General features: G+C 72.1%; 6 protein-coding genes and 1 pseudogene. 2 read left to right on the forward strand and 5 right to left on the reverse strand.

Features of this window, described 5'->3' with window-relative positions; translation table 11 throughout:
- Together ACILR4_RS28695 and ACILR4_RS28700 are read right to left on the reverse strand one after the other, a co-directional pair.
- A partial coding sequence (locus tag ACILR4_RS28695; RefSeq protein WP_395704307.1) for a BON domain-containing protein occupies positions 1–292 on the reverse strand: 292 nt, incomplete at its 3' end.
- A gap of 20 nt (positions 293–312) precedes the next feature.
- Positions 313–702: a BON domain-containing protein gene (locus ACILR4_RS28700; protein WP_395704308.1), complete on the reverse strand. Its 390-nt coding sequence runs from the start codon at positions 700–702 to the stop codon at positions 313–315.
- Between the two features lie 132 nt (positions 703–834).
- Between ACILR4_RS28700 and ACILR4_RS28705 the strand changes: the two genes are divergently transcribed.
- Positions 835–1317, forward strand: a complete 483-nt coding sequence (locus ACILR4_RS28705; protein WP_395704309.1) for a CreA family protein — start codon at positions 835–837, stop codon at positions 1315–1317.
- Here the strand turns inward: ACILR4_RS28705 and ACILR4_RS28710 are convergent.
- A complete protein-coding gene (locus ACILR4_RS28710; RefSeq protein ID WP_395704310.1) occupies positions 1271–2485 on the reverse strand; it encodes a sigma-54-dependent transcriptional regulator in 1215 nt (404 codons plus the stop codon). The genes ACILR4_RS28705 and ACILR4_RS28710 overlap by 47 nt on opposite strands.
- Positions 2486–2670: 185 nt before the next feature.
- Between ACILR4_RS28710 and rpoN the strand changes: the two genes are divergently transcribed.
- Positions 2671–4098 (forward strand): RNA polymerase factor sigma-54, encoded by a 1428-nt coding sequence (rpoN, locus tag ACILR4_RS28715; RefSeq protein WP_395704311.1) that lies wholly within the window; start codon positions 2671–2673, stop codon positions 4096–4098.
- On the opposite strand, the gene ACILR4_RS28720 is transcribed toward rpoN, so the two are convergent.
- Both ACILR4_RS28720 and ACILR4_RS28725 read right to left on the reverse strand, forming a co-directional pair.
- Positions 4082–5128, reverse strand: coding sequence for a hypothetical protein (locus ACILR4_RS28720; RefSeq protein WP_395704312.1), 1047 nt, complete (start codon positions 5126–5128; stop codon positions 4082–4084). The two genes, rpoN and ACILR4_RS28720, sit on opposite strands and share 17 nt — an antisense overlap.
- A gap of 31 nt (positions 5129–5159) precedes the next feature.
- A pseudogene (locus ACILR4_RS28725) lies at positions 5160–5742 on the reverse strand (hypothetical protein); the annotation flags it as partial.

Consider the following 5742-nt stretch of genomic DNA (forward strand, 5'->3'; position numbering starts at 1 on the left):
CGCCCTTCACCGCACTGGCCAGTTCCTCGGCGCGGCGGCGCTCGTCGCCGCTGTTGGCAAAGCCGCTGAGCTGGACGTTGCCCTTGAAGGTCTCGACCTGGATGTTCAGCGCGCTGACGGCCTTGTCATCGACGAAGGCGCTCTTCACCTTGGTCGTGATCCAGCTGTCGTCCACCGTCTCGCCGAGGCTGGCCTGGGTGGGTGTGCTGGAACAGGCGCTGCTGAGCAGCGCGCAGCCGAGGGCGCCGCAGAGCGTGGCCACGAAGGCCAGACGGTGCAGGGGGTGGTTCATGGTGCCTCCGGAGCGGCTTGTCACTGGTTCACGACCAGCTGGTTGTCGACATGGTTCACGCCCTTCACGGCGGCCGCCAGCTGCGTGGCGTGTTCGCGCGCCGCGTTGTCGGGCGCGGTGCCGCGCAACGACACCTCGCCGTGGCTGGTGTCCACGTTGATGCGCATCGCGCTCAGCGTGGGGTCCTTGGCCAGCTCGGCGTTCACGCTGGCGGTGATGGCCGCGTCGGTCAGTTCCTGCTTGACCTCGGTCTTGGTCTCGGCGGCCTTCTGCTGTGCATCGGCGATGACCGAGTCCATCTTCTGGCCCACGGTGTGGCCGTCGTCGGACCTGCTGCACGCGGCCATCGACAGCGCGGCGATCAGGGCACCCAGCAGCGGCGCCATCCGGTGCGTCATTCGGGCATTCATGGCACGACCTTTCGAAGAGGTGGAAGGGATGCCGAGAGATTAGGATTCGCCCGCAGCCCGACCTATCGGCGGGCAACGGGTTCGCATGTGGGATGTGCCTGACACGCGGCCCCCCCTCTACAAAGGATCGCCATGACCCATTCCAAGTACCTGTCCATGCTCGGCGTCGCGCTGCTGGCGCTGCTGGGTGCGCCGGCCGGCGCCGAGCAGATCGGCGAGGTCAGCACCGCCTTCATCCTGATCGGGCCGAACCACAAGATCGTGGTCGAGGCCTACGACGATCCGCGCGTGTCCGGCGTCACCTGCCATGTGTCGCGCGCCAAGACCGGCGGCATCAAGGGCGGGCTGGGCCTGGCCGAGGACAAGTCCGAGGCGTCGATCGCTTGCCGCCAGACCGGGCCCATCAGCTTCAGCGGCCCGCTGCCGCAGCAGGAGGAGGTGTTCAACGAGCGCATCTCGCTGGTGTTCAAGAAGCTGCGCATCGTGCGCATGGTCGATCCCAAGCGCAACACGCTGGTCTACCTGACCTACTCCGACCGGCTGATCGACGGCTCGCCGCAGAACAGCGTCACCTCGGTCGCAGTCGATCGCGCGACGCCCATCCCCCTGAAGTGATCCGTCGCCGCGGCGGCCACGGTGCGGGCTGCCGCGCTGGTACCGGTGGCAGCGCGTACTCGTCGATGCTGTCGCCCTCGGCCATCACGTAGGCCCGCTGCACCACGTTGCGCAGCTCGCGCACGTTGCCCGGCCAGCAGCAGGACGCCAGCCGTGCCAGCGCCTGCGGCGTGAAGCGCTTGACCCGCCCCTCCTGCGCACCCACCTGGGCCAGGAAATGCTCGGCCAGCGGCGGCACGTCGTCGAGCCGCGCGCGCAGTGGCGGCAGCTCGATCGGGAACACGCAGAGCCGGTAGTACAGGTCGGCACGCAGCCGGCCCTCGGCCACCGCGCGCTGCGGCGAGCGGTTGGTGGCGGCAATCAGGCGCACGTCGCAGGCCTGGTCCTGCGTGGCCCCCACGCGCTGGATGCGGCCGCTTTCCAGCACCCGCAGCAGCTTCACCTGCAGGGCCGGGCTCATCTCGGTGACTTCGTCGAGGAACAGCGTGCCACCGTCGGCGCGTTCGAAGAATCCGCGGTGCTGACGCTCGGCGCCGGTGAAGCTGCCGCGTTCGTGGCCGAACAGTTCGCTCTCCACCAGGCTCGGTGCGATCGCGCCGCAGTTCAGCGCCAGCATCGGCTTGTCGCGCCGCCGCGAAGCGGCGTGCAGCGCGCGCGCCACCACTTCCTTGCCGGTGCCGCTCTCACCACTGATCAGCACCGTCAGCGCGGTCGGCGCCACCCGCTCGATCTGGCGGGCGATGCGTTGCATCGCCTCCGAGACGCCTAGCATGAAAGAGGGGCGGCCATCGGGGGCCGCGGCGTTGGCCGGCCGCATCAGCCGCGCCAGCAGTGCCTGCAGCTGATGCTGGTCCACCGGCTTGGGCAGGAAGGCCGCCGGGTCGCGGCCCAGCGCGCGCAGCCGTGCCTCGGCGCCGGCGCGCGCGCCGGTCAGCACCACCTCCGGGCGGCTCGTCAGATCGGTGTCGCTGAACAGCTCGATCCCGCTGCCATCGCGCAGCTGCGGGTCCAGCAGCAGCAGGTCGGGCGGCTGCAGCACGAGCTGGCGGCGTGCGTCGCGCAGCGAATGCGCGCAGGCCACGCTGAAGTCCTCGCCGGCGATCAGCTCGGCGAGGGTCTTGGCACAGGCAATGTCGTCGTCGACGACCAGGGCGTGGTGGGTGCTCATGGAATCCTGGCGGCTGCGGGATGGGGGCATCGTCGCTGCGCGGCCGGGGGCGGGGGATCGGGCGGTCCCGCGATGCGTTGTAGGCGGTTGCTGACGTGCGGCCGCGCTGTCGGCCGCTGCCGGTGCGCCGGCAGGCTGCGAATACTGGGCGCTCCTTCGCACCCTTGCCGAACAGGAGCCACCCGATGCGCCCGATGATGGACCTGCACGCCGAGCACCGGCAGCAACAGCGCTTTTCGCCGCGGCTGCAGCACGCGGTGCGCCTGCTTCAGCTCTCGTCGCAGGATTTCGCGCAGGTGCTGACCCAGGCCTTGGAGCGCAATCCTTTCCTGGCGCTGGATCAAGGCCTCGACGGTTCGGCTGACCCCCTCCCGGACGATGGCGCGGTCGAAGACGTTGATGCGCCGCGCGATGCGGACCCCGATCCCTGGCTGCAGGGCGCCAGCGTCGGGCCGGCGGACGCGGGCGACGACGTTCCGGCTGGCGAGCGCTTCGCGGCCGAGCATTCGCTGGCCGCGCACCTGCACGCGCAGCTGGCCGGCCAGGCCATGGCCGAGCGCGAGCGCTGGCTGGCGCGGGTGATCGTCGAGGCGCTCGACGACGACGGCTACCTGCGCTGCGGGCTGGACGAGCTGCTGCCGCTGATCGAGCTCTCGCCGCGGCCGACGCTGGCGGAGATGCGGCAGGCGCTGCGCCAGGTGCAGGCGCTGGAGCCCGCCGGCGTCGGCGCGCGCGACGTGGCCGAGTGCCTGCGCCTGCAGCTGCCGCTGATCGAGGACGCGGACCTGCGCCAGCTGGCGCGTCGCATCGTCGACGACCATCTGCCGCAGCTGGCCGCGCGCGAGCTGCCGGCCATCGCCCAGGCGCTGTCCCGGCCCCTGTTGCAGGTGGAACGGGCCTGCGAGCGCATCCGCCGCCTGGCGCCGCATCCGGGCTGGCGCCATGGCGGTGCCACCGCGCCGGCCCTGGTGCCCGATGTCGTGGCGCGCAAGGTACGCGGCCAGTGGACCACCCGCCTGAATCCGGGGGCGGTGCCGCGGGTGTGCCTGAACCAGGCCTATGCCGAGATGTTCCTGCGCTGCCGCCCGCGCGCCGGCGCCGGGCCGCAGCGCGAGCTGGCGCAGCACCTGCAGGAGGCGCGCTGGACGGTGCGCAACGTCGAGCAGCGGCTGGCCACGATCCTCGACGTGGCGCAGGCCATCGTGCGCCGGCAGCGCCACTTCCTGGAAGTCGGCGCGATGGCGATGAAGCCGCTGGCCCTGCGCGAGATTGCCGACGAGCTGGGCCTGCACGAGTCCACCGTTTCGCGCGTCACCAACAACAAGTACCTGGCCACGCCGGCGGGCGTGTTCGAGCTGAAGTACTTCTTCTCGCGACCGATGACCATGGCCAGCGGCGCGGCCTGCTCGGGCACCGCGATCCGTGGCCTGGTGAAGGACATGCTCGACGCCGAGGCGCCCGACGATCCGCTGTCCGACGCGGAGATCGCGCGCCAGCTGGCGCGCCAGGGCCTGAAGGTCGCGCGCCGCACCGTCACCAAGTATCGGCAGCAGCTGCGCATCGAGCCGGTCGAGCGCCGGCGTGCCCTGGCGGCGCTCAGCGCGCGGCGCTGAAGCCGGCCACGAGGCCGAAGGCCGGCTGGCCGATGGCGTTGGCGATCGAGTCGATGCCGTGGCCGGCGCCATAGGCCAGCTGCACCTGCAAGCGGCCGCCGCAGGCCTGCCAGCGCGATGCGCCGCCGGCCTGCGTGGCCGCCATCAGCGCCGGCGTTTCGCCGCACATCGCCTGGGCACGGGCCTGGAAGGCCTGCCATTCGCCCGCCATCACCGGGTTGACGAAGGCGCTGGGCTGCAGGCCGATGACCAGCGGGTTGACGGTCCAGGTGGGCGCCTCCCAGGCGCCGGGGATCACGGCGTCGGCGCTGCCGAACAGCCCGAGGTAGGGCGCGCGGCCGGGCTGAGGGCAGGGCGTGGCGGCATTCAGGTAATGGCTCGACGCCGGGCCCGAGATCGAGACATAGGACTGGAACGTGGACGGCGCCTCGCACCACACGCGGTTGACCATCACGCCGCCCATCGAATGGCCGGCCAGCGCCACGTTGCCGATGCCGTAGCGGCGGCGCAGTTCGGCCGCGAGGGCCTGCAGGAAGGCCAGGTCGTCCTGGCCCGAATCCATCGCATGGTTGCGCCAGGTGCGGGCATTGCCGGCGATCGACTGGCCCTGCGGGAACACCGCGATCACGCCGGCGGATTGCAGCGCGGGCCAGTTCACGGTGTCCAGCGTCGGCGCGTCCTCGATCGTCGTCTTCAGGCCCATCTGGTACGCGATGGCATGCAGCGTGCCGCCGCCGCCGTGCAGGAACACCTGGTACGCGATGGCATGCAGCGTGCCGCCGCCGCCGTGCAGGAACACGATCGCGCGGGACGCGCCCATCGGGCGATAGGCTTCCACCGCATGCGGGTAGCCGGCGATGGTGAAGCTGTCGATCTGGTTCTGGCTGGTCGTCGGGGGTGTGGTCGTCGGGGGCGTGGTCGGCGGTGCCGGCGTCGCGTCGGCGTCGCTGCCGCCACCGCAGGCGGCCAGCACCGCCGCGCTCAGCAGCGAAAGGGTCAACGAACGGGAGGAAGCGGCGAAGGATGGCATGTGACAACTCCTGGTCTCCATGCCAGCCATGCTAGGAAGCGGTGCCCGGCGGCGCCGTCGGCCGGCGGTGGCGGTCGAGGTCGGCGGCCGGGGCCTCTTCGGGTAGGGCATCCCGCACAGCCGCCATCGCGTTCAGCAGCCAGCTGCCCAGCAGCGCCTGCGTTGCCGGCTGCGCCAGTTGCTGCAGCAGCCAGCCGCCCAGCTGGCCCTGCCAGGGCGCGCCCAGGCGCGAGAACAGCGGCCAGCGCCAGGGCCTGGCGGCCACCAGCGCGGCACCGGCGCCGGCGGCGGCCAGCAGGGTCAGCAGTGGCGCCTGGCGCGTGCTGCGGCGCAGCGCGCGCAGCACCGGCCGCAGCGCGCCGGCGGGCAGCCCGGCGCCTGCTGCCGGCGTGGCTGCCAGGCGGCGGCCCTCGTCGGCCAGGTGCTGGCGCAGCTGCGCGAAGGGCGCCTGCACCGGCTGCCGCCACAGCAGCAGGGCGCAGGCCAGCGCTGCCAGCAGCGGCACCGCGGGCACCACCGCCAGCAGCCAGGGCTGCGGCATCGCGGACAGCGGCAGCACCGCCACCAGCAGCAGCGCCATGCCGCCCAGGCCGGCGGCCAGCAGCAGGCACATC

Source organism: Aquabacterium sp. (assembly GCF_044226965.1).
Classification (GTDB): Bacteria; Pseudomonadota; Gammaproteobacteria; order Burkholderiales; family Burkholderiaceae_C; genus Pseudaquabacterium.

Coding starts and splice junctions, on each gene's coding strand:
- ACILR4_RS28710 (WP_395704310.1), bottom strand. CDS start 2,485: ATGAGCACCCACCACGCCCTGGTCGTCGACGACGACATTGCCTGTGCC.
- ACILR4_RS28705 (WP_395704309.1), top strand. CDS start 835: ATGACCCATTCCAAGTACCTGTCCATGCTCGGCGTCGCGCTGCTGGCG.
- ACILR4_RS28700 (WP_395704308.1), bottom strand. CDS start 702: ATGAATGCCCGAATGACGCACCGGATGGCGCCGCTGCTGGGTGCCCTG.
- ACILR4_RS28720 (WP_395704312.1), bottom strand. CDS start 5,128: ATGCCATCCTTCGCCGCTTCCTCCCGTTCGTTGACCCTTTCGCTGCTG.
- rpoN (WP_395704311.1), top strand. CDS start 2,671: ATGCGCCCGATGATGGACCTGCACGCCGAGCACCGGCAGCAACAGCGC.